Source organism: Dechloromonas sp. TW-R-39-2, assembly GCF_016864195.1.
Classification (GTDB): Bacteria; Pseudomonadota; Gammaproteobacteria; order Burkholderiales; family Rhodocyclaceae; genus Azonexus.
The window spans coordinates 1,009,590-1,031,931 of the sequence record NZ_CP045202.1 but is presented as its reverse complement, the minus strand read 5'-3'; the positions used below and the strand labels follow the sequence as shown (position 1 = coordinate 1,031,931).

The 22,342-nt window shown below is 58.8% G+C and carries 21 protein-coding genes; 10 read left to right on the top strand and 11 right to left on the bottom strand.

Annotated elements, in window-relative coordinates; genetic code table 11:
- Positions 1-44: 44 nt before the first annotated feature.
- The gene (yjgA, locus tag GBK02_RS05000; protein WP_203468650.1) at positions 45-569 is read left to right on the top strand and encodes a ribosome biogenesis factor YjgA; all 525 of its coding nucleotides are present in this window, start codon (positions 45-47) and stop codon (positions 567-569) included.
- Positions 544-1,146: a molybdopterin adenylyltransferase gene (mog, locus tag GBK02_RS04995; RefSeq protein ID WP_203468649.1), complete on the top strand. Its 603-nt coding sequence runs from the start codon at positions 544-546 to the stop codon at positions 1,144-1,146. The genes yjgA and mog overlap by 26 nt, the downstream gene beginning before the upstream one ends.
- Before the next feature lie 14 nt (positions 1,147-1,160).
- Here the strand turns inward: mog and GBK02_RS04990 are convergent, their stop codons facing one another.
- Positions 1,161-2,690 carry a hypothetical protein gene (locus GBK02_RS04990; RefSeq protein WP_203468648.1) on the bottom strand — a complete coding sequence of 510 codons (1,530 nt, stop codon included), beginning with the start codon at positions 2,688-2,690 and terminating at the stop codon, positions 1,161-1,163.
- 126 nt (positions 2,691-2,816) lie between these two features.
- Here GBK02_RS04990 and GBK02_RS04985 point away from each other — a divergent pair, with 126 nt between their 5' ends.
- The 3 genes from GBK02_RS04985 to GBK02_RS04975 are packed head-to-tail and all read left to right on the top strand — an operon-like array spanning position 2,817 to position 5,699.
- Positions 2,817-3,611, top strand: coding sequence for a thymidylate synthase (locus tag GBK02_RS04985; RefSeq protein ID WP_203468647.1), 795 nt, complete (start codon positions 2,817-2,819; stop codon positions 3,609-3,611).
- Between the two features lies 1 nt (position 3,612).
- Positions 3,613-5,208 carry a glucose-6-phosphate isomerase gene (pgi, locus tag GBK02_RS04980; RefSeq protein WP_203468646.1) on the top strand — a complete coding sequence of 532 codons (1,596 nt, stop codon included), beginning with the start codon at positions 3,613-3,615 and terminating at the stop codon, positions 5,206-5,208.
- A 5-nt stretch (positions 5,209-5,213) separates the two neighbouring features.
- Positions 5,214-5,699 (top strand): dihydrofolate reductase, encoded by a 486-nt coding sequence (locus GBK02_RS04975; protein WP_203468645.1) that lies wholly within the window; start codon positions 5,214-5,216, stop codon positions 5,697-5,699.
- Positions 5,700-5,756: 57 nt separating this feature from the next.
- Here GBK02_RS04975 and GBK02_RS04970 read toward each other — a convergent pair whose 3' ends face one another.
- From GBK02_RS04970 to GBK02_RS04940, 7 genes are all read right to left on the bottom strand, one after another.
- On the bottom strand, positions 5,757-7,070 hold the full coding sequence (locus GBK02_RS04970) for a FecR domain-containing protein (protein ID WP_239003250.1): 1,314 nt from the start codon (positions 7,068-7,070) through the stop codon (positions 5,757-5,759).
- A gap of 17 nt (positions 7,071-7,087) precedes the next feature.
- Positions 7,088-8,404 carry a tetratricopeptide repeat protein gene (locus GBK02_RS04965; RefSeq protein ID WP_203468643.1) on the bottom strand — a complete coding sequence of 439 codons (1,317 nt, stop codon included), beginning with the start codon at positions 8,402-8,404 and terminating at the stop codon, positions 7,088-7,090.
- Positions 8,405-8,433: 29 nt separating this feature from the next.
- Positions 8,434-9,126, bottom strand: coding sequence for a FecR domain-containing protein (locus GBK02_RS04960; RefSeq protein WP_203468642.1), 693 nt, complete (start codon positions 9,124-9,126; stop codon positions 8,434-8,436).
- Positions 9,127-9,201: 75 nt separating this feature from the next.
- The gene (locus GBK02_RS04955) at positions 9,202-11,430 is read right to left on the bottom strand and encodes an arginine/lysine/ornithine decarboxylase (RefSeq protein ID WP_203468641.1); all 2,229 of its coding nucleotides are present in this window, start codon (positions 11,428-11,430) and stop codon (positions 9,202-9,204) included.
- Between the two features lie 71 nt (positions 11,431-11,501).
- Entirely contained in the window at positions 11,502-12,068 is a 567-nt protein-coding gene (gene dcd, locus GBK02_RS04950) for a dCTP deaminase (protein WP_203468640.1), read from the bottom strand.
- A 74-nt stretch (positions 12,069-12,142) separates the two neighbouring features.
- A complete protein-coding gene (gene apbC, locus GBK02_RS04945) occupies positions 12,143-13,234 on the bottom strand; it encodes an iron-sulfur cluster carrier protein ApbC (RefSeq protein ID WP_203468639.1) in 1,092 nt (363 codons plus the stop codon).
- 79 nt (positions 13,235-13,313) lie between these two features.
- Positions 13,314-14,000 (bottom strand): response regulator transcription factor, encoded by a 687-nt coding sequence (locus GBK02_RS04940; protein WP_203468638.1) that lies wholly within the window; start codon positions 13,998-14,000, stop codon positions 13,314-13,316.
- Positions 14,001-14,164: 164 nt separating this feature from the next.
- Here GBK02_RS04940 and metG point away from each other — a divergent pair, with 164 nt between their 5' ends.
- Together metG and GBK02_RS04930 are read left to right on the top strand one after the other, a co-directional pair.
- Complete coding sequence (gene metG, locus GBK02_RS04935) at positions 14,165-16,285, top strand: methionine--tRNA ligase (RefSeq protein WP_203468637.1); 2,121 nt, start codon at positions 14,165-14,167, stop codon at positions 16,283-16,285.
- 391 nt (positions 16,286-16,676) lie between these two features.
- Positions 16,677-17,948 (top strand): FAD-dependent oxidoreductase, encoded by a 1,272-nt coding sequence (locus GBK02_RS04930; protein WP_203468636.1) that lies wholly within the window; start codon positions 16,677-16,679, stop codon positions 17,946-17,948.
- Here GBK02_RS04930 and GBK02_RS04925 read toward each other — a convergent pair.
- Together GBK02_RS04925 and GBK02_RS04920 are read right to left on the bottom strand one after the other, a co-directional pair.
- Positions 17,945-18,469, bottom strand: a complete 525-nt coding sequence (locus GBK02_RS04925) for a DUF411 domain-containing protein (RefSeq protein WP_239003174.1) — start codon at positions 18,467-18,469, stop codon at positions 17,945-17,947. The two genes, GBK02_RS04930 and GBK02_RS04925, sit on opposite strands and share 4 nt — an antisense overlap.
- On the bottom strand, positions 18,448-19,599 hold the full coding sequence (locus GBK02_RS04920; protein WP_203468635.1) for an ABC transporter substrate-binding protein: 1,152 nt from the start codon (positions 19,597-19,599) through the stop codon (positions 18,448-18,450). The genes GBK02_RS04925 and GBK02_RS04920 overlap by 22 nt, the downstream gene beginning before the upstream one ends.
- Before the next feature lie 52 nt (positions 19,600-19,651).
- On the opposite strand from GBK02_RS04920, the gene GBK02_RS04915 reads away from it, so the two are divergent.
- Positions 19,652-19,987 carry a hypothetical protein gene (locus GBK02_RS04915; protein ID WP_203468634.1) on the top strand — a complete coding sequence of 112 codons (336 nt, stop codon included), beginning with the start codon at positions 19,652-19,654 and terminating at the stop codon, positions 19,985-19,987.
- Here GBK02_RS04915 and GBK02_RS04910 read toward each other — a convergent pair.
- The gene (locus GBK02_RS04910; RefSeq protein WP_203468633.1) at positions 19,984-20,178 is read right to left on the bottom strand and encodes a CopG family transcriptional regulator; all 195 of its coding nucleotides are present in this window, start codon (positions 20,176-20,178) and stop codon (positions 19,984-19,986) included. The two genes, GBK02_RS04915 and GBK02_RS04910, sit on opposite strands and share 4 nt — an antisense overlap.
- A 102-nt stretch (positions 20,179-20,280) precedes the next feature.
- On the opposite strand from GBK02_RS04910, the gene GBK02_RS04905 reads away from it, so the two are divergent.
- On the top strand, positions 20,281-21,972 hold the full coding sequence (locus GBK02_RS04905; protein WP_203468632.1) for a SulP family inorganic anion transporter: 1,692 nt from the start codon (positions 20,281-20,283) through the stop codon (positions 21,970-21,972).
- 12 nt (positions 21,973-21,984) lie between these two features.
- Positions 21,985-22,326 carry a zinc ribbon domain-containing protein YjdM gene (locus tag GBK02_RS04900; protein WP_203468631.1) on the top strand — a complete coding sequence of 114 codons (342 nt, stop codon included), beginning with the start codon at positions 21,985-21,987 and terminating at the stop codon, positions 22,324-22,326.
- Positions 22,327-22,342 lie beyond the last annotated feature (16 nt).

Sequence of the window (22,342 nt, the reverse complement as noted above, 5' to 3'; positions counted from 1 at the left end):
AGGAAAGCCGCTATCATAGCAGCCCCAAGCAAACGGCTTTTGACATGCACGACGAAGATTTTACAGAGAGTACCGGCCGCCCTTCCAAAACCAAGCAGAAGGAGGCCATGCACGCGCTGCAGGACCTCGGCGCTGAATTGGTCGAGCTGACAGTCGGTCAGCTCAAGCGCATCAAGCTGGAAGAAAATATCTACGATGCCGTCCGTGAATGCCAGAAAATCACGGCCCACGGCGCGCGTCGCCGACAAATGCAATACCTCGGCAAGCTGATGCGCAACGCCGACGAAGAACCCATTCGTGCCGGACTGGCTCTGCTGCGTGGCGAATCGATGGCTGAAAATGCCCGCCTGCACCGCCTCGAACGCATGCGTGTCCGCCTGCTCGAAGACGAAACCGTGCTTAACGAGATCGCCACAACCTGGCCCGGCGTCGACCTTCAGCAACTCCGCCAGCTGCGTCGCAATGCGCTCAAGGAGCAGGAGCAAAACAAGCCGCCGAAAAATTTCCGGGCTATTTTCCAGATCCTGCAGGATCTCGACAAAAATGGAGCACCGAAGATTGAAGAGTGAGGAACTCGTCATCGGCCTGGTTTCGATCAGCGACCGTGCCTCAACCGGCGTTTATGAAGACAAGGGCATTCCGGCCTTGCAGGAGTGGCTGACCAGCGCCCTGACGACCTCATGGCGGGCGGAAACCCGCCTGATTGCCGACGATCAGCCAAGCATCGAAAACACCCTGATCGAGCTGGTCGACCGCAGCAATTGCCACCTGATCCTGACCACCGGCGGGACCGGCCCGGCTCTGCGCGACGTCACCCCGGAAGCCACCCTAGCCGTCGCCGACAAGGAAATGCCCGGCTTTGGCGAGGAAATGCGCCGGATCAGCCTGAATTTCGTCCCGACGGCCATTCTGTCACGGCAGGTCGCCGTCATTCGCAAGCAAGCCTTGATCATCAATTTGCCGGGCCAACCGAAATCGATCAAGGAAACGCTCGAAGGCGTCCGCAATAGTGCCGGTGAATGCACGCATGTCGGCATTTTTGCGGCAGTCCCCTACTGTATCGACCTGATTGGCGGCCCCTACGCCGAAACCAACGAAGCTGTGATCAAGGCCTTTCGGCCCAAATCCGCCATCCGCCCCCGCTAACGCACACGGTAGGCTTAGCCGGTCTCGCTGATGCGATAGCGGGCCAGTTCATAGTCTGCCGTTTGCTCGATCAGGGCGATCGGCATCAACCTGATACGTTTGCCACCCCAGCTGTATTCGAGAGACTCATTCATGTCGAACGATGCCGGGGCACGCACCAGCCGTACCTCCCCCGCCAGGTTGACTCCCTCGATCAGCAAACCGGGCTCGCCCGACAGTGCAGCGTAACTCGACGCCATTCGCGGCTTCAGTTCGACAGCTGCGGCCTGATGCGCCAAGACCTGAATGCCGATGCGCGCTTCGTGCTCGGTTTCCCGGAAGTAACGCCGAATCACGCCCAGCACCCAATTGTCACCCCCCTGCGGCTGCATGGCGAGTAACGCCCCGACCTTGATCCATTCACCGGGAATGTTGTTCAACACGGCACCAAAGCCACCCCGACTCACGTTCTCGACGACCCAGCTTTCGACCGGCAGCCCAGTCGTCCGCCCGGCAGATTCGCCGGGAAAAACCACAAAAGCATTCGCCAGTCCGTTCAATACCGCCATCCGGTGCTTGACCTGATGCCGGTCGTGTTGACGCTGAGGCGGCACAGGGGCCAGATGCAGGGAAAGGTGACGCAAGACGGGGAGCAAGGTACGGGCGTAGTACTGGCCGCCCAGATTGAGCGCCGCCGGAATATCCCCACCGCGCTCCAGTTCCTCCAGCAAATCGATAAGCGCCACATGACTTGTTCCCGGCTTGTAGAAACGCTGGGAGTGCACAGCCACCTCGGGCATCCAGAACAGGCGCTGCGGCGCATGATCCAGAGCCAGGTCAACCCAATAGACACTGTCTTCCATGACCTCGGCGGCAAAACTGAAGCCGGAGAGGAAATAGGCAATCAGATGCTCGGCCAGATCGATCTCCTGCGGCAAAAGGCTATCCATCGAAGCGATCTGAAAAACCATGACCCGGAGATACTCCGCCCGCGACGTACCCAAGCCGGAAACAGCCTGATCAGCCACGCCCTGTTGCTCGGCGAGCAGCAAGGGCTGCCCGATGCGTCGCCAGAGTCCGGGGCATGGAGGCCCATAATGAAAGGCATCCCATTTCAACAAGCCGCCCAAGGCAACGATGTTGCGAACACACAGTTCGGCAAGCTCGCCTTTCAGTGCATCTGCACCGCGCCCTTTTTCCTGCACAGTCGCCAGACAGCGCTCATAAGCTTCGGCCAACAAGGCCCAGAAAGCGCGATTGATCGACCAAAGACGACGCTCGTCCGCCCGCGCCAGGCGAATATTGTGCAAATACTCTCGGGTCAGTCGTTTGAGATGGGGTTGCGCCGCCTCATCAAGCTGTCGTGCAGCCTCGAACAGACGCTCGGCAGAAAACTCATGCACCGACTGCAGGGATTCAAGCCAACCGACAATCTCGTCAAGCGCACGAAACGCGTTATCCTTTGGCAACTCGTTGATTGTCTTGCGCAACTCGCGTGCATCAAGCAGGGGGTGGATGTCCTTCGGTGAAAAAACTCCGCGCAGCACCCCTAGTTTCTCCAGCATTCCCCTCTCCTCTATAACCCGCCGATCGCAGCGACAGTGCAATAACGAACTGTTCGATAATTGATGCGGGATGTAAAATCCTACATCAAAAAATACCAATTTCATTTTTTAGCTGATCAAAAGACCATGCAGCCTTACCTTGACCTGATGCGCCACGTGCTGGAAAACGGCAATGACAAATCCGACCGGACCGGCACCGGCACACGCTCGGTTTTTGGCTGGCAAATGCGCTTCAACCTTGCCGATGGTTTTCCGGTGGTGACCACCAAAAAACTACACCTGAAATCGATCATCCACGAGCTGCTGTGGTTCATTCAGGGCGACACCAACATCCGCTACCTGCAGGAAAATGGCGTCCGCATCTGGGACGAATGGGCCGACGAAAACGGTGATCTGGGGCCGGTATACGGCAAACAGTGGCGCCGCTGGGAATGTCCGGACGGACGGCTGATCGACCAACTCGGCCAACTGGTCGACAGCTTGAAAAACAATCCCGACTCACGCCGCCACATCGTTTCTGCCTGGAATCCGGGCGACGTCGACAACATGGCGCTACCGCCTTGCCATTGCCTGTTCCAGTTTTACGTCGCTGATGGAAAATTGTCGTGCCAGCTTTATCAGCGCAGCGCCGACATCTTCCTTGGCGTCCCGTTCAATATTGCCTCCTACGCACTGTTGACCGTGATGCTGGCCCAGGTTTGCGGTTATCAACCGGGTGAGTTCATTCACACCTTTGGTGATGCCCACATTTATTCGAACCACTTCGAGCAAGCCAAACTGCAGCTTTCCCGTCCTCTCCGCCCCTTGCCTAAACTGTGGATCAATCCGGAGATCAAGGATCTGTTCGCCTTCCGTTTCGAGGATTTCCGCCTCGACGGCTACGATCCGCACCCGCACATTCCAGCGCCGGTTGCCGTCTGACATGAATACGCGCCTGATCGACAGTACCGCATGGCGAGCGCTGACCCGCCATGCCGAGGCGATCAAGGATCGCCACTTGCGGGATTTGTTTGCCTCCAACCCACAACGTTTTGACGACCTGTCGCTAAGCCACGGTTCGCTGCTGGTCGACTTTTCCAAGCAACGCGTCACCGGCACCACCCTTCAGTTGCTGCGCAACCTGGCAGAGCAGTCTGATATCGAAGGCTGGATGAAGCGAATGCAGGCCGGCGAAGCAATCAACCATACGGAAAACCGGGCTGTCCTGCACACCGCCTTGCGTGCGGGCAAGGGTGCGCCGGACGAAGTCAAAGACGTCCTCGCCCGCATGGCTGCATTCTGCGAACAGATTCATACCGGCCAATGGCGTGGCTACTCCGGCGAGCGGATCACCGATATCGTCAACATCGGCATCGGCGGGTCAGACCTCGGGCCGCGCATGGCGGTCCAGGCTCTGGCTGGCAGCCAGCATCCCGACCTGGATGTGCACTTCGTCTCCAATCTGGATGGCGCAGACCTGGCCACGACACTCTCACGTCTTAACCCGCGCAGCACCTTGTTCATTGTTGCCAGCAAGACATTCACCACGCTGGAAACCATCACCAACGCACGCACGGCCCGCCACTGGCTATTGGCTGCCGCCAATGATGAACGAGCCGTTGCGCAGCATTTTGCAGCGGCATCGAGCAACCTGACCGCAACCTGCGAATTCGGCATTGCACCGGCCAATGTCTTCGAATTTCGCGACTGGGTCGGCGGCCGGTTCTCGCTCTGGTCGGCAATCGGCCTCCCGATTGCACTGGCGATCGGTTATCGCAATTTCGAACGTCTGCTGGCTGGCGCCCACGACATCGACACGCATTTCTTTACCGCTCCGGCCGAGAGCAACCTGCCACTGACGCTCGCCCTGCTCGCCATCTGGAACACCAATTTCCTGAGTGCGCACAGCCACGGCGTTTTCCCCTACAGTCACTCCCTCGCACTGCTGCCGGCCCATTTGCAACAACTGGAAATGGAGAGCAACGGGAAACGAGCAGACCGCCAGGGTCGCACGGTCGACATCGCTACCAACCCGATTTTGTGGGGTGCAGCAGGCACCAACGGCCAGCATTCGTTCTTCCAGCTACTGCACCAAGGCGGCGCCCTGGTTGCCAGCGATTTCATCGCTCTCGGCAAGTCGGACTTCCCCCTGCCCGGCCACCACAGCGGCCTGCTGGCCAATTGCCTGGCACAATCCTCGGCACTAGCTTTCGGCCAGACTGAAGCCGAAGCGCGAGCCGCCGGCATTCCAGAAGCACTGCTGCCTTATCGCAGTTTCCCTGGCAACCAACCATCGACGACGATCATCCTGCCCGAATTGACCCCCTTCACCCTCGGCCAATTGATTGCTCTGTATGAACACAAGGTTTTCTGTCTCGGGGTACTCTGGAACCTGAATTCATTCGACCAGTGGGGCGTCGAACTCGGCAAACAACTGGCCGGCCGGCTTGCTCCGTGCATCAAGGGCGAAAGCAGCAGTGAAACGCTCGATAGCTCAACACGTGGCCTGATTCAACATCTTCGCCACTTCCAAGCGTGAACACCATGCCAGAAATCGTCATCATTGCTGCTGTAGCAAAAAACCGGGTCATCGGCCGTGACAACCAGTTGCTCTGGCACATTCCTGAAGACATGGCCCATTTCAAGACACTGACGGCAGGCCACACCGTCATCATGGGACGCAAGACTTGGGAGTCCCTGCCGCCTCGCTTTCGCCCCCTGCCCGGACGTCGCAACATCGTCATCAGCCGCCAGGTTGATTACCCGGCCACCGGCGCAGAACTGGCCGAGTCGCTGGAGGCAGCCCTGGCCCTGGCGGCCGGCAACACCGCATTCATCATCGGCGGCGGAGAAATTTACCGCCAGGCCATGCACGTTGCCGACCGACTCGAACTGACCGAAGTCGACCAAACACCGGCTGGCGACGCGTGGTTTCCGGAATTTCCCCTGCACGATTGGCAGGAATCGGCCCAACGCCCCCTGGCGGACGAAGCCGGACGATTTGTGACCTATCGCCGACAAGCACGATAAAAAACCGCGGCGCTTACGCTACGCGATTTTTTTATCAGTCAGCCAATTTGACCAAACTCAGCGCTTGAAGGCCACAGCGCCTGAAACGTTGGTATAGCCACCGGCACTGAAGTTGTACGAGGCTCCAGCATGCGAGGCCGCAGTGCCCGCGAACAAGCCCCCGCCGGTTGCCCCGCTGGCCCAGGTAAACGTCGATGACAAAGGAACAGTGCCAGTACTGGCATTCACGGCATAGGTCGTGTTGGTCATCGAGTTGAAATAGGGCACCTGCAAGGCCATCGAAACACTCATCGTGGCCGCACCGAAGCTGGCTGTCAGCGTGCCACTTGGCGCTCCGGTCGAATAACCCAGCGCACCAGTCGGCGTGGTGTAGCCGATCATCTGGTAGGTAGCAGTAATTCCGTTCAATGCGGCGAGCTGACCAACGGCAGTTTCTCGCCCGATGACGTAATGGAAATTGGTCATCGCGGTGCTCAGCTGATCTGTCGCCGTGGCCCAGCGCCCCCAGCCAATCACGCCATCTGCCGAATCAGACTGCCCCAGGGTCAGGCCATAAAACGAGCCGCTCGGATTGGTCGCCGACAGCAACTGGCTTGAACTGCCGAAAACGGCAGAACCGTTGGTCGCTGTCCCACCACTCGAGCCGCGAGCCCAGGCGAGAGAATAGCCGGGGCCGGAAGTCAGTTGATTGCCGTTGAGCAAGACATTGCCATCCTGGTTACGAAACTCGCTCGTCGAAAACTGCGGCAGTAACTGCTCGCCCGGCTGAGCCGGCCTGAGTTGCGGCCGGAAATCAACCCGCTTCGGTGCTGTTTTAGACCCTTCGACCACCGCTGAGTCACCACTGACCAGCACGGCACAACCGCCGCCATTGCAGACTTCGATGGCACCTTCGGCGGTGGCGATGGCAATACTTTCAGAGTCCAGATAGGAAAGGGTGTATTCCGTGCCGCGAATCCCGATTGTCGCAACCGAAGTGGTGACTTTGTAATTCCCCTTGTTCACCTTGCCAACCAGCCCGGTCAGCGTGCGCAGCCCTCCCTTGAGCAGGCTGAAGAAGCCGCGCTCCTTGCCATCCTGCTGACCGCTGAACTGAAACTCGTCAATCCGGAAATCCGTGTTGGGCTGTAGCGAAACAAGCGCACCGTCATCGAAGCGAAGTTGCGCCCGACCGTCTCCGACACGCACCGTATCGCCCGCATCGATCCGACCGCCCTTGGCCAGCGGGCGGGCAACACCCGCCGAACTGACCGCCTGGACATCGCCGACGGCAAAATCGAGGCTGGCAGCCGCAAGCACGGTGAGCGGAAAACCCAGTGCGAGCAACAGGAAAACTTTCGATGAATGCTTGAAAGAACCAGGAAAGGTCATCACGCGGTCTCCTGCGGTCAGAATTCGCGACGAATGGCCACGGAGACCATTTCGCGGTGATATTCGTTAAGGGCGGTGTTCGACACATTGCGACCCAGTGAAAGCTGAGGCGTGACCGTCCAGTCCTTTTCGAAGGCGTAGCTGGCGCCAACGAGCATGGCATATTGCTCATCGCGCCTTTTGGTCAGGAACGCGGGGTCGACCGCGACATGGCGCCGTTGCTCAAAGGAAAAGTTTCCGAAAACGATAGTCTTGGGCGTTACATTCGCCCGCGCGCCGAAACGTGCACCGAAGCCGTCGAACCCAAGAAACTCGACGTGTGCGGCCTGTGGCTTTTCATTTACAAGATAAATACTGGCATACCCGACGGCATTGTCGCGCCAGAGATGCGCATAGGCTGCGCCACCGACCCAGCGGTCCGCATCCCGGACATCCTGCGTCAGATAATGCAAATCGCTGTACTGGGCGTACAGGCTGAACTGATTGCGCGAATCATGGTTGTACTGCCACTGGCCGGTCAGGCCGGTCGCCATGCGATAGCGGTCCTTGTCGACGACAAGATGGCTGGACTGCCCCATCAACGTATAGACACTCTTGCCGTCGGTCAGCACTGCGCCGAGATTGGCATCGGCGTTGCCGAGATCGAACTGGTCGGTGTGACCATTGAACCGCTCGGTACCTGAAACCCCTGCAAGGACAGCCACTTGTCTTGAAACGGGAATACGTACATTCGCCCCGGCGCCCAGCTGGCCAAAATTATCCTTGTTGGCTTTGCTGTCCTTGGAAAGGGTTGCCGGAGCCGAACTGATGCCAGGAATCACCACCGTGCTCTTGTTTGGCCCGAGGTTGAGATTGGTGTCGTAACCCAGAGTCAGTTCCAGATAGCCATTTGCCGATACCTTCGACTGATCCTGAACATTCCTGGCTGCCGCGATATAGCGCTCCAGCGTTAGCGAAACGTCGGCCGGCACGCCTTGCTTCTGGACAGTTTCAAACTCCTTGCGAGCCGTGTCTGCCTCCCCCAAAGCCAGATAGGCACGGGCAATCTCGGCGCGCGCCCTGACGTGATTCGGATCCATCGCCAAAACACGCTCCAGCGCAAATACCGCTCGCGTATTCTGGCCCACATCAAGCGCAGCCAGGCCGAGCAGGAAGTCAAACAGCGGCTCCCCCGCCCGCGTACTTTCCTGCGTATCCAGCAAGGCAAACGCCTGCGTCGATTTGCCGCTTTCAAGCAATTCTCTCGCCTGATCGGTCAATGTATCGGCGTGTGCGGCCGGCTGGAACGCCAGCATCAGCAGACTGGCAAGACAGATGGTTTTCTTGAAGTGCATGGGCGGCCTTCCCTCTCAAGCCTTGATTTTTACCTGCCACTCGGACTCGTACTGGGCCCCTGGTTCACCGACATCGGACTGGCTGTGTTCGCAGGCAAATTCGACGCCGGCGTTGACGCTGCAGGTGATTGTACGGGCAAGCCAACATTTGTGGGGGGCTGAGGCAAATCCGGCTGCAGCTCTCCCCCCTGGATACCGAGCGAGCGCGGCTGCATCTGCGGACGCTCGCCTCGATCGTAAACCCAGACCGTCTGGCCCGGAGCGATCTGCTGGCAGGCCATGTCGCTGCACACTTCAACCAGCCCGGCATAGGTGGTGACCGACAACCCCGTACCGTCAAAAGTTGCCCCATACTCGGTCCCGCGCACGCCGATGGTCGCCACCGTCGTACCCACCTTGTACTGGTTGTAATCCTCTTTACCCAGCAAGCCGGTTACGGTGCGCAATGCCCCTTTGATCAGGGTCATCACCACGCCATCACCGGGACTGGCCCGGTTGCCGCGGTCAACGAAGTGAAATGCATCAATCCTGAATTGGGTACCGGGCTGCAGCGACATACTCGCTCCATCGGAAAAACGCAGTTGCACCCGCCCATCTGCCGTATTGATCGAGTCGCCTGGAAACAGGTCGCCGCCACGCTGCAATGGCCGAGAAACACCATTTGCTGCGACGACCACCGGCGAACCGGTGGCAAAAACCACCTTGGCGGCAATTTCAGCCAAGGCCCATGCCGGCCATAGCAAAAGCAGCAGCGCCCATAGACAGCTCCAGCGTTTCGCCATATCCGGCATGGTTTATTACCTCACGCAATCAACGTAGTAACGGCCATCGCTACCCTTGACCAAGCCATGGACATCAGTCTCGAAGCCGGGGAAGGCAGCATTGAATTCACGGGCAAACTTCAGATAGCTGCAGATTGTCTTGTTAAACCGTTCACCCGGAATAAGCAAGGGAATACCGGGCGGGTAAGGCGTCAGCAAGACTGCCGTTACGCGGCCTTCAAGCTCGTCGACCGGGACACGCTCGATTTCCCGGTGTGCCATCTTGGCAAAGGCATCGGCCGGACGCATCGCCGGCACCATGTCCGAAAGATACATTTCGGTCGTCAGGCGGGCCACGTCGTTTTGCTTGTAGACACTGTGAATCTGGGTGCACAAATCGCGCAGGCCGACACGTTCATAACGCGGATTTTTCTGCACGAACTCAGGCAGAGCGCGCCACAGCGGCTGATTCTTGTCGTAATCGTCCTTGAACTGCTGCAGAGCGGTGACCAGCGAATTCCAGCGGCCCTTGGTGATGCCGATGGTGAACATGATGAAGAAGCTGTACAGGCCACACTTCTCGACAATCACGCCATGTTCGGCCAGGTACTTGGTAACGATAGCGGCCGGGATGCCGAATTCGTCGGCGAAATCGCCATCGACATCGAGGCCCGGGGTGATGATCGTCGCCTTGATCGGGTCGAGCATGTTGAAGCCGTCGGCCAGGTTGTTGAAGCCGTGCCAGCGCTCACCCGGCTTGAGCATCCAGGCGTCGCGCTCTTCGATGCCTTCTTCGGACAGATCGTCCGGCCCCCAGACCTTGAACCACCAGTCGGCGCCCCATTCCTCATCCACCTTGCGCATTGCACGGCGGAAATCGAGCGCCTCGGTGATCGATTCCTCGACCAATGCCGTGCCGCCCGGAGCCTCCATCATCGCCGCGGCCACATCGCAGGACGCGATGATCGAGTACTGCGGCGAGGTCGAGGTGTGCATCAAGTAAGCCTCGTTGAACAGGTCGCGGTCGAGCTTGCGGTTCTCACAATCCTGCACAAGGATTTGCGAGGCCTGCGACAAACCGGCCAACAGCTTGTGGGTCGATTGCGTCGAGAAGACCATCGACTCCTTGCAGCGCGGGCGGTCGGCGCCGATGGCGTGGTAATCACCGTAGAAATCATGAAAGGCGGCGTGCGGCAGCCAGGCTTCGTCGAAGTGCAGCGTGTCGATTTTGCCGTCCAGCTCTTCCTTGATGTCCTCGACGTTGTAGAGAATGCCGTCGTAGGTCGACTGGGTAATGGTCAGCACGCGCGGCTTGGCATTCTTATCGGTGATGAACGGGTTGGCGGCAATCTTTTTCTGGATGCTTTCCCAGGCAAACTCGCTCTTCGGGATCGGCCCGATGATGCCGAAGTTGTTGCGCGTCGGCATCAGGAAGACCGGAATCGCACCGGTCATCATGATGGCGTGCAGGATGGACTTGTGACAGTTGCGGTCGACCACCACGATGTCGCCCGGCGCAACGGTCGAGTGCCAGACGATCTTGTTCGACGTCGAGGTGCCGTTGGTCACGAAATACAGATGATCGGCATTGAAAATACGTGCCGCGTTGCGCTCGGAAGCGGCAACCGGACCGGTGTGGTCGAGCAGCTGGCCGAGTTCCTCGACGGCGTTGCAAACGTCGGCGCGCAGCATGTTCTCGCCGAAAAACTGGTGGAACATCTGGCCGACCGGGCTTTTCAGGAAGGCAACGCCACCCGAATGGCCGGGGCAGTGCCAGGAATACGAACCGTCGGCGGCGTAGTGCGTCAGGGCGCGGAAGAAGGGCGGCGGCAGCGAGTCGAGGTAGGCCTTGGCTTCGCGCTTGATGTTGCGGGCGATGAACTCCGGCGTGTCCTCGAACATATGGATGAAGCCATGCAGTTCACGCAACACATCGTTCGGGATATGGCGCGAGGTGCGCGTCTCGCCATGCAGGAAGATGGGAATCTCGGCGTTGCGGTTGCGAATTTCTGAAACAAAGGCGCGTAGTTCGGCCATCGTTTCTTCCGGCTCCAATGCCAGCTCTTCATCGTCAATCGACAGAACAAAGGCACTGGCCCGCGATTGCTGCTGGGCGAACGAGGTCAGGTCGCCGTAGCTGGTGACACCCAGCACTTCCAGGCCCTCTTTCTCGATCGCTTCGGCAAGCGCCCGGATACCAAGACCGGAGGTATTCTCCGAGCGGAAGTCTTCGTCGATGATGATGACGGGAAAGTGGAAGCGCATGTTGAATCCTTGAAAAGCGGCGACCCGCCGCAGCGGGTCACAGAATAAGACAGTTTTGTTTCAGTCTTGCGTCAGATCTTGGGGAGCGTCACGCCGACCTGCCCCTGGTATTTGCCACCGCGATCCTTGTACGACGTTTCACAAACTTCGTCGGACTCGAAGAACAGGACCTGGGCGCAACCTTCGCCGGCGTAGATCTTGGCCGGCAACGGAGTGGTATTGGAAAACTCCAGCGTCACGTAACCTTCCCATTCCGGCTCGAACGGCGTCACATTGACGATGATGCCGCAGCGGGCGTAGGTCGATTTACCCAGGCAAACCGTCAGTACCGAGCGAGGAATGCGGAAATATTCGACAGTCCGAGCCAGCGCAAAGGAATTGGGCGGGATGATGCAGACGTCAGACTCGATTTCGACAAAGGACTTCGGGTCGAAATTTTTCGGATCCACCACCGTCGAGTTGATGTTGGTGAACACTTTGAATTCACGCGCGCAGCGGATGTCGTAACCGTAGCTCGAAGTCCCGTAGGAGACGATTTTCTCGCCATTGGCTTCGCGTACGAGTTCTGGTTCGAACGGCTCGATCATGCCGTGCTCTGCCGCCATACGGCGAATCCACTTGTCTGATTTGATAGCCATTTTTCCCTGCTGCGGTCGACAAAAATAAAGGCGGGATTTTACCCGCCTTTATGTGTGGATTAGGCAAAAAAAACTTAGGTGTTCTGGACGACGATATTCGGGAACTTGGAGGTCATGTCCTTTGCCTTCTCGCCCACCTTGACCGCGACACGACGGGCAATGCCGCGATAAATCTCGGCAGCGCGGGAATCGGGCGCCCCGACCACGGTCGGCTTGCCGCTATCGGCCATCTCGCGAATCGCCAGTTCGAGCGGCAAGCTGCCGAGAAACTCGACGTCGTAATCCTGGCACATCTTCTGGCCGCCGCCGGTACCGAAGACATGCTCTTCGTGACCGCAGTTCGAACAAATGTGAATGCTCATGTTTTCAACGATACCGAGAATCGGCACATTGACCTTCTCGAACATTTTCAGACCCTTGCGAGCATCGATCAGGGCAATATCCTGCGGCGTGGTCACCACGACTGCACCGGTCAGCGGGACTTTTTGCGACAGCGACAACTGGATATCGCCGGTACCCGGCGGCATATCGACGATCAGATAATCGACATCACGCCAGTTGGTCTGGCCGAGCAACTGGTCGAGCGCCTGGGCGACCATCGGACCACGCCAAACCATCGGGGTTTCGACATCGACCATGAAACCGATAGACATGGCCTGTACGCCATAAGCTTCAAGCGGCTCCATGCTTTGCCCATCCCTGGATTCGGGCTGCTGCCCGGCCAGGCCAAGCATTTGCGGCTGCGACGGGCCATAGATATCGGCATCGAGAATGCCAACTGAGGCGCCTTCCTGGGCCAGCGCCAGTGCCAGGTTAACTGCCGTCGTACTCTTGCCGACGCCGCCCTTGCCCGAAGCCACGGCGATGATGTTCTTCACGCCGGGCAGCAGCTTGACGCCCAGTTGCACCGAATGGGCAACAATCTTGGAATAAACATTAGCCGATACATTGCCCACCCCGGGCACCGCACGCACGGCAGCAATAACCTGCTTGCGGATAGCATCGATCTGGGTTTTTGCCGGATAAGCCAGCTCGATATCGAAGGCAACATCGTCACCATCGAACTTGATGTTCTTCACCGCCTTACCGGCGACGAAATCCTTGCCTGTATTGGGGTCGACCGCAGCAGTGAGGGCCGTTTTGATCTGCTGTTCTGAGAGACTCATGGATACTCCGGTTGGGGTTGGGCTGCGCAGGAATACCTGAGCAATTTTGTACAGTATACCCCAAACCGGAAAAGCGGAATCAGTTCGGCTGAACCGTATCCAGACGATACCCCTGACCGTACACCGAGGTCAGCATCAAGCCGCTTTCACCCGCCAGCCCAAGCTTCTTGCGCAAGCGGCTGGCGTGCGTATCGACCGTTCGCGTATCGACTTCGGTTTCCTTGACCCAGACGCTAGCCAGCAACTCTTCGCGCGGCAAGACCCGGCCAACGTTGCGCAGGAAGATCACGGCGAGGTCGAACTCGCGCTGGGTCAGATCGATATCGAGGCCAGCCAGACGAATCCGCCGCCCATCGAGATCAACCTCGATGTTGCCGAAACGCATTGCTCGCGGACGAACATGCTGACGCCGCCGGAGCAGCACTTCAATACGCGCCATGAACTCCATGTAGCGAATCGGTTTGGGAATGAAGTCATCGGCCCCCAGACGCAGAATATCCGCTGCATTTTCTTCCTCGGCGCGAGCCGTACAGAAGAGAACCGGGACATCCCAGCCGCACACCTCACGAACGTGCTTGAGCACCTCGTCGCCACCGATATCCGGCAGAGTCCAGTCAATGATGAAAAAGTCGAAGGTGCGGGTTTTCAGCACCTCGATACAGGCGCGGCCTTCGGCAAACACTTCGACCTGATATCCCTCGCTTTTGAGCAGGGCCTTGATAACTTCAGACTGGCTGCGACTGTCTTCTACGACTGCGAATAGCATATTGACTCCTTATTGGGGCGGATTCTCGCGCCTTCGCCCCAATCCGGCAATACAACCTTTGTCTATTTTACAAAGCCCACACACTCATCAACTTGTGCACACAAACGACGAAGCGCTTCCGCTCGCGGTAAAATCGCGTTTTATTTTCAAATTTGGCCACTGCGATGTCGCGCAAGATTCTCGTTACCTCTGCCCTGCCCTACGCCAACGGCGCCATCCACCTCGGCCACCTGGTCGAATACATTCAGACCGACATCTGGGTGCGCTACCAGAAAATGAGCGGCAACGAATGCTGGTATGTCTGCGCCGACGACACCCACGGCACGCCGATCATGCTGCGCGCCGAGAAGGAAGGCATCACCCCGGAGCAACTGATCGCCCGCGTGCATGGCGAGCATTTCCGCGACTTCACCGGCTTCCATGTCGGTTTCGACAATTACTACAGCACCCACTCCGATGAAACCCGCGAGTGCGCCAACACCATCTACGGTCGCCTGCGCGATGCCGGCCTGATCGAAACGCGGACCATCGAACAGTATTACGACCCGGTCAAGTCGATGTTCCTGCCCGACCGCTTCATCAAGGGCGAATGCCCGAAATGCCATGCCAAGGACCAGTACGGCGACAACTGCGAAGTCTGCGGCGCCGCTTACGCACCGACCGACCTGATCGAACCGTTCTCCGCCGTTTCCGGCGCCAAGCCGGAACTGCGCACCTCGGAGCATTACTTCTTCAAGCTCTCCGACCCGCGTTGCGAAGCCTTCCTGCGCCAGTACACCAGCCGCGACAACGGCGTGCTGCAAAGCGAAGCGGCCAACAAGATGCAGGAATGGCTGGGCGCACCGGGCGAAAACAAGCTGACCGACTGGGACATTTCGCGTGACGCGCCCTATTTCGGTTTCGAAATCCCGGATGCGCCGGGCAAGTACTTCTACGTCTGGCTCGACGCCCCGATCGGCTACATGGGTTCGTTCAAGAATCTGTGCGGCAAGAACGGGCTGGATTTCAACGAATACTTCAAGCCGGACTCGACCACCGAGCTCTACCACTTCATCGGCAAGGACATTCTCTACTTCCACGCGCTGTTCTGGCCGGCCGAACTGGCCCACGCCGGCTATCGCACGCCGACCAAAATCTTCGCGCACGGCTTTCTCACGGTCGACGGCGCAAAAATGTCGAAATCGCGCGGCACCTTCATCACCGCCCAGAGTTATCTCGACACCGGCCTCAACCCGGAATGGCTGCGCTACTACTACGCGGCCAAGCTGTCGGCCAGCATGGAAGATATCGACCTCAATCTCGAAGACTTCTGCGCCCGCGTCAATTCCGACCTGGTTGGCAAATTCGTCAATATCGCCAGCCGCTCGGCCGGCTTCATTACCAAGCGCTTCAACGGCCAGCTCGCTCCGGCCGATGCAACATTGCCGGCGATCAAGGCCATCCAGGAAGCAGCCAGCCGGATTGCCGAACTGTACGAAGCCCGTGAGTTCGGCAAGGCCATGCGTGAAATCATGGCGCTGACCGATGGCGCCAACCAGTACGTCGATAGCGTCAAGCCGTGGGAACTGGCCAAGCAGGAAGGTAAGGAAGTTGAACTGCACGCAGCCTGCAGCAATGCACTCAACCTGTTCCGCCTGCTCACCGTGCTGCTCAAGCCCATCCTGCCGATCATCGCCGGCAAGGTCGAAGCCTTCCTCAACATTGCGCCGCTGACCTGGAACGACACCGGAAGCCTGCTGGCGGCCGGCCACGGCATCAATGCCTATGAGCACCTGATGACCCGGGTCGATCCGAAGCAGATCGAAAAACTGATCGCCGCCAACAAGGAATCTCTCGCCCCCGCCGTCGAAGCTGCACCGGCCAAGGCAGTTGCCAAGCCTGCCGAAAAACCGGCCGCCAAGGTTGCCGAAAAACCGGCCGCCAAGGTTGCCGAAGTGCCCGAAAGCGGCTTGTGCAACATTGACGACTTCATGAAAATCGACTTGCGCATCGCCCTGATCGCCAATGCCGAACATGTCGACGGCGCTGACAAGCTGATCCGACTGACGCTCGACATCGGCGAAGAGAAACCGCGCCAGGTATTTGCTGGCATCAAGTCGGCCTACGATCCGGCCACGCTGATCGGTCGGCTGACGGTAATGGTCGCCAATCTCGCCCCGCGGAAGATGAAATTCGGCCTGTCGGAAGGCATGGTCATGGCCGCCTCGGACCCGGCCGGAGAAACCCCCGGAATCTTCCTGCTGTCCCCCGACAGCGGCGCCCAGCCCGGCATGCGAGTCAAATAATTCCATGCCAACCGCAACGGCCTGCACTGCAGGCCGTTTTTTATTGCGCCGCAACAAAAAGGCAGCGAACCTCATGTATTACATTAAGTTACACAGCCAATACACCTCCCCGTTTCAGGCTTTTTGAACTATCCACAAAATCTGTGGATAAGTCTGTGAATGAAACCGGGGTTAAGTGGCTAAGTAGCCGTTCCACAAGGCTTTTTCTTACCCTGCCAGAACTTTGAGCTAAATCATAAGTCATTGATTTAACTAGTGATAAATTCAATTCGTCGAATTTGTCAAATCCAACAAGCGACATCCCGAAGAAACACGAAATAAAATGCTTACTGTGCATAAGTCAAGTCTTGACAGGCTCTTTTTTGCATTTTAAAACCGACAAGGTCAGCCAATGAAACGGCGCACATTATTCAAAGCCGCCCTCGCGCTGGGCGCGACAAGCCTTATTCCTCAAGCACACGCCGCGCGGGGACGCGCAATCATTGTCGGCGGCGGCTGGGGCGGCCTGGCGGCCGCTTTCCGGCTCAGACAACTGGCGCCGGATATCGAAACCATCCTGATCGAACGCAATGCGGCCTTCTGGTCGCGCCCGCTGTCAAATCGCTGGTTGGTCGGCCTGGCCGACGACAAGATGCTGACCCATGATTACCGGGCGGCAGCGCAAAGGCATGGTTATCAGTTTCTGCACAGCGAAGTTCACGAGATCAACCGCGAACGGCGCACGCTGACCACTCAGGCCGGAACGCTGACCTACGACTGGCTGATTCTGGCCACCGGCATCCGTGAGGATTTCTCGGCCTGGTACGGGGTTGACCGCGACGCCGCCAATTTCACGCGCCAGCACTTCCCCAGCGCCTTCTGCGACAGCGATGGACACCTGCGCCTGAAAGCCAAACTGGCTGCCTTCACGGGCGGCAATCTGGTGATGAGCGTACCGGCCGCGCCCTACCGATGCCCACCCGCGCCCTACGAACGGGCCGGGATGATCGCCTGGTGGATGAAGACCCGCGGCATCAAGGGACGCCTGACCATCCTCGACCCCAACTTGCCGGCGCTGGGTTTTGACCGCGTATTTCGGGACAGCTACCGCGACCAGGTAACGTATGTGCCGCAAGCCCAGGTCAAACAGGTCGATCCCTACAAAAAACAGATCATTACCGATTTCGACACCATCGACTTCACGGATGCCATCCTGATGCCGCCGCAACAGGCATCAGGCCTGATCTGGCAGGCCGGGCTGATCGCCCGGAACAAGGATGGGACACCCACGGGCTGGGCGGCGCACGACCCGGTCAACCTACACGCGCCGGGCGATGAGCGGGTTTTCCTGGTCGGCGACTTGCTCGACAAAAGCTCGCCACTCTTCGGCTATTACCCGAAAACCGGTCAGCTGGCGGCGCGCCTGGGACAAATTGCAGCAGCCCAGATTGCCGCCCGGGCCAGCGGCTCAATGCCGGCCCAGATGCTACCCGACAGCACCTGCCACGTACTGAACCGGGTCGAGCCGATGGAAATTGCCCGCCTCGACGCCAGCTTCCGCCTGCGCGGCGACGGACTGATCCAGCAAACCGTCAAGCAAGGCTATGACCCGCAGCCCGACAACAACGACGTTCGCTGGGCCAATGCCATGTTCGCCGAACTAGGCTTGTCACCCAGCCTTTAGTGACGAGCCCAGATGCTGGTCGAACCATCCGGCTTGACCAGCATGGTGTTGTACAAATCGCGGCGAACGTCGCGCTCGCCGTTCGCCGTATCGAGCATTGTGCATGCCGTTTCACAGGTCGGATTGGACAATTCCCGTCCCGGCGCGCCCCGCGGCAAACCAGGTACCGCAATGCCACGCGCCTTGGGTTTGTCACGCAACAACTCGTGAATATCCTCGGCGTGGACATGCCCCTCGACGAAATAGCCGCCGACCACCGCGGTGTGAATCGATTCGACATCCTTCGGCACCTTCATCCGCCGTTTGAATCCGGCCATGTCGGCGGTTTCCTTGTAGCTCACACGAAAGCCGTTGTCAGCCAGATAGGAGCCCCAGTCGAGACAGGCCAGGCACGGCGACGGCATGTGGATCTCGACCAGCGGGGCCAGCCCCGGCTCCGCCGCCGCGAGCGAACCGACCAACCCGCAGCAGCCAAGCACCAGCCAGCGTCCCAGCCGCATCATTCCTTGAGCAAAACCCATTTTCCACCTCTGACAGTCATCATCACACGCGCCCGCTGATCCATGCCGTTATGATTTTGCGCCGACATGTTGAAGACACCTTGCGCGCCTACGACCTCTTTCGAAGCCTCCAGGGCATCACGCAAGGCAATACGGAACTCGCTGGAACCGGGCTTGGCTTTTTTCAGCGCATCCGGAATCGCCTTCTGCAACAACAAGCCTGCATCATAAGTATTGGCGCCGAAGGTCGACATCGTGCCGGCGCCATACTTGGCTTCGTAATTTTTAATATAGCCCTGCGCCATGGGTTTGATCGGATTGCCGGCTGCCAGATCGTCAGCCACCAGCATCGGCCCACCGGCCATCAGGGTACCTTCCACCGTTTTTCCACCGAGGCGGATGAAATCGTTGGTCGCCACGCCATGCGTCTGGTAGATACGGCCCTTGTAGCCCTTTTCCTGCAGGCCGGCCTGCGGCAAGACGGCGGGACCGCCGGTTGCAGCAATGAATACGGCATCCGGACGCGCCGCGATGACCTTGAGTACCTGGCCGGTAACCGACTGATCGGTACGATTGAAGCGCTCATTGGCCACCAGCTTGATACCGGCCTTTTCGGCCATGGCACTGAATACCTTGAACCAGTTTTCGCCGTAAGGATCGTTGAAACCAATGAAGCCCAGCGTCTTGATGCCAGCCGTTGCCATATTGGCGAGCACGGCCTCGGCAATCAGATCATCGTTCTGGGTGGTCTTGAAAACCCATTTCTTCTTGTCATCCATCGGCAAGACCACGGCGGACGAACCCACGGTCGTCAGCAACGGCGTTTTCGACTCAGCGACAAAATCAAGAATCGCCAGCGCCGCCGGCGTCGTGGTCGGCCCGATCAGGGCATCGATCCGGTGTTCGCCGAGCAGCTTCTTGACGCCCGTCACGGCATTGGTCGGATCCGAAGCATCATCGAGCACGATGTACTCGATTTTCTGGCCGCCGATTTCGCTCGGCAACAGCGCCACCGTATTTTTCTGGGGAATCCCGACCGCAGCCGTTGGCCCGGTCGACGAGGCAATTACGCCAATTTTGATATCTGCGCGGACCAGGCCGGCCGAGAGCAGCAAGACAGCAAGCAGGGAATACTTTGAAAAACGCGGCATGGACAAACCCCTTCAGGCAAAATGCAAACTTTCCGGATTATAGCGGCCTCCCATGCTCTCACCGATTCGCCCACCACGCCCCAGCCTGACAGGCCCGATTTTTCTTTTCGCCATGGTCGATGTCTTTGGCCTGTCCTGCGTCGGCATCGGCGCCAGCTGGTTCGCTGCCGGCAAGGGGGCCATTTTGGCCAATTTCCCGACGTCGACCGCGGAAGCCGTCGCCTGCACCGCTGGTGGAGCCGTAGTCATGGTCTGGGCCGTCGGTCGCATCCTGCGTGAAATCGCCAAACAGGCACCGCAGATGCAAGCCAAATACGATGCCTATATCGCGGCACACCACCCGGACAAGGCCATTCCCCGGACCAGCGACGACGAAAGCCGCGGTTAATCGCCGGACCGTCCACCCGGCTTGAGCCATTCAGGCAACTCCCGATTGCCGGCATTCTCGATGATGTACTGACGGATCATTCTGCGCACGACCTGCGATGGGGTCAGGTCATTGGCCGCACAGATCTCCTCGAAAATCTGTTTTTTCTGCGGGTCAATCAACAGGGTCAGACGTGCGGTTCGCTTTTCCATGCGGCCTCCTGGTACTCAGATCGCATCATATTAACATGTGATTAACATTGACGAATAAGCGCATGTTCATATAATCAAGGGCTTCCCTCCCGAGCGAGCGCCATGAAGATCGCCTTCCGCCCCAAGCTGCTGGATTGCCTGCCGACTTACAACCGCACGCAATTCGGTAAGGATCTCGCCTCGGGCATCACCGTTGGCGTCCTTGCCCTGCCGCTCGCCATGGCCTTTGCCATTGCCTCAGGCTGCTCGCCGGCAGCCGGCATCTGGACGGCCATCATCGCCGGCTTGATCACCTCCGCCCTGGGCGGCTCCCGCGTTCAGATCGGCGGGCCGACCGGCGCTTTCATCCCCATCGTCTACGGCATCGTCGCGATGCATGGCTTCGCCAATCTGATGGGCGCCACCATTCTGGCCGGTATTTTTCTGCTCGCCATGGGGCTGGCCCGCATGGGGCAACTAATCCGCTTCATTCCGGTCACTGTCGTCATCGGCTTTACCAACGGCATTGCCGTCGTCATCTTCCTCGCCCAGATCAAGGATTTCTTCGGCCTCAAGATCGATAACCTGCCCGCCGAGTTTTTCGGCCGGATCAAGACCCTGGCCGCCTACGCCCATACGGTCGACCTGCCGACGCTCGCACTGGCGACCGCCTGCTTCGTCTTTCTGCTGTCCTACAACCGCCTGGCCCAGCACATCAGCGTGTTGCGCCGCGCCCCCGGGCCGCTCGTCGTGCTGCTGCTCGGCACGCTGATTTCTTTCATTTTCAGTCTGCCGGTCGAAACCATCGGCAGCCGCTTCAACGGCATCCCCCAGGAACTGCCGAATATCGGCCTGCCCAACCTGTCGATCCACGATTTCGGCAAACTGATTTCCCCGGCGATCACCATCGCCCTGCTCGGCGCCATTGAATCGCTGCTCTCGGCCCGGGTTGCCGACAGCCAGATCGACGACCGCCACGATCCGAACCAGGAGTTGATCGCCCAGGGACTGGCCAATATTGCGGCACCGATGTTTGGTGGTTTCGCCGCGACGGGTGCCATTGCCCGGACGACGACCAACGTCAAGACCGGCGGACGCACGCCGATCGCCGGCATCATCCATGCGCTGGTCCTGCTCAGCATCGTCCTCGTCGCCGCCCCGCTGGCCTCCTACGTACCGCTCGCCACACTCTCGGCGATCGTCATGGTGGTCGCGGTCAACATGGGCGAATGGCATCATTTCAGGGAGTTGCGGCGCTACACCTACAACTACCGGGTGATCCTGCTAGCCACTTTTTTCGTCACCGTCGTTTTCGACCTGACCATCGCCGTCGAACTCGGCATGGTGCTGGCCAGCCTGTTCTTCATTTACCGCATGTCCGAACTGACCCGGATCGAGCGCCTGCCGCTCGGCGAACTGGCCGAAGAAGCCCACTATCTCTACCCGGATGGCACAATGCGCGTCGCCGCCTGGCAGCTTTTCGGTTCACTGTTCTTTGGCGCGGTGAACAAGCTGGAAGAGCTGCTCGATCCGGCCGCCGGGCATCCGGAAGTCGTCATCCTCGACATGACCCGCCTGATCCAGCTCGACACCACCGGACTGGAAGGACTGGAAAGCCTGCGCGACAAGCTCGACAAACGCGGTTGCAAACTGCTGCTCTGCGGCCTCAACTCACAACCCGGCTCGCTGCTGTTCCGTTCCGGCTTCATCGATCATCTGGGCGACGACAACGTCTGCGCCGATATGGACGAAGCCTTCCAGCGTGCCTACATTCTGCTGCCCAATCTGATGGGTAGTTTTGACGAAGATTACTAACAAGGAAACACCATGAGCAGCTTGCCCAAATGCCCCCAATGCACGTCCGAATACACCTACGAACAGGGAAACATGTATGTTTGCCCAGAATGCGCCCACGAATGGAGCCAGGACGGTGCCGCGGAAACGGCTGAAGAAACCAAGGTCTGGAAGGACGCCAACGGCAACATCCTGCAGGATGGCGATACCGTCACCGTGATCAAGGACCTGAAAATCAAGGGCTCGTCATCAGTCGTCAAAGTCGGCACCAAGGTCAAGAACATCCGCCTGATCGACGGCGATCACGACATCGACTGCAAGATCGACGGCATCGGTGCGATGCAGCTGAAAACCGAGTTCGTCAAAAAGGTATAAGCGGGCAAGACTCCGC